A 515-nucleotide genomic window follows, 5' to 3' on the forward strand; every position below is an offset into this window, starting at 1 on the left:
AGCCTCAGTGAGCGGCAAATGCGCCAGCTGAAGGAAATGAATTGGTTAGAGCAGCAATACAACCTCATTCTTCTTGGACCGCCCGGTGTCGGCAAGACGCATTTAGCGGTCGGCGTTGGATTAGAAGCGATCGAGCAAGGGTATCAAGTCATGTTTCTCCCGATGGGAGAACTGACAACGATTCTGAAAACAAGTGACTATACACGGAAATCACAGATTGCATTAAATCGGATTAAAAAATCTGACTTAGTGATCATCGATGACTTGATGTATATGGCTATGGATCCAATGGAGGCAAACCAGTTCTTTCAGCTGGTTGACTACTTATATGAACGTAGTTCAATCATTCTGACTTCAAATAAGAGTCCAGATCAATGGGGAGAACTATTAGGCGATGAAGGAGTCGCAACAGCGATTCTGGATCGCCTTCTCCATCGGGTAGAACTTATTCAGATGGACGATGAAAGTTATCGAATGAAACATCGGCAACGAGTTTTTGATTAGAAATAAGTGCC

At 43.9% G+C, this 515-nt stretch carries 1 protein-coding gene; it reads left to right on the plus strand.

All coding sequences use genetic code 11. The features are described 5' to 3' along the window. The coding region (locus ACFO5Y_RS11685; protein ID WP_380706734.1) for an ATP-binding protein at positions 1-504 on the plus strand (504 nt) is incomplete at its 5' end. Positions 505-515 lie beyond the last annotated feature (11 nt).

It is taken from the genome of Ruoffia tabacinasalis, from assembly GCF_042652985.1.
GTDB lineage: Bacteria > Bacillota > Bacilli > Lactobacillales > Aerococcaceae > Ruoffia > Ruoffia tabacinasalis.